General features: G+C 44.4%; 1 pseudogene. It reads right to left on the reverse strand.

Annotated elements, in window-relative coordinates:
- Positions 1 to 445, reverse strand: a pseudogene (locus LRP50_RS25520) (alpha-amylase family glycosyl hydrolase); the annotation flags it as partial.
- Position 446: the final 1 nt, after the last annotated feature.

The following is a 446-nucleotide window of genomic DNA, read 5'->3' on the forward strand; positions in this document are numbered from 1 at the left end:
AGGCAATGTGTTGATTGATTAAACGCATAAACCAGCTGACTGAAACAAGACGTTCACGCCACTCTTTAATCACCTCATTGCATCGTTCACTTTCTGCTTCCGACAGTTTATCACCCTGCATAAAGCGTCGAACTAACACTGGCCCATGATGAAAAGCAAGCCAACGATCAACCACCTCAACATCTGACAGCGTTTTTACCTTTTCAACATTGATATGCAACACTACATGATAGTGATTACTCATGATGGCGTACGCACAAACATCGATACAAAACGAACCAGCTAGCGCAAGCAGACGCTTTTCAATCCAAGCTCGACGATGTTCGTAACTTTGTTGCGCTTGCGCATCGTAGCCACAAAGAAATGACCGGCGAACACAGCGAGAAACGCAGTGATAATACGGTGTTGCTTCAATGTTGATGAGAGATGAACGGGCTTTTGTCATT

This window comes from Enterovibrio gelatinilyticus (genome assembly GCF_028683095.1).
In the GTDB taxonomy this organism is placed as follows: domain Bacteria; phylum Pseudomonadota; class Gammaproteobacteria; order Enterobacterales; family Vibrionaceae; genus Enterovibrio; species Enterovibrio gelatinilyticus.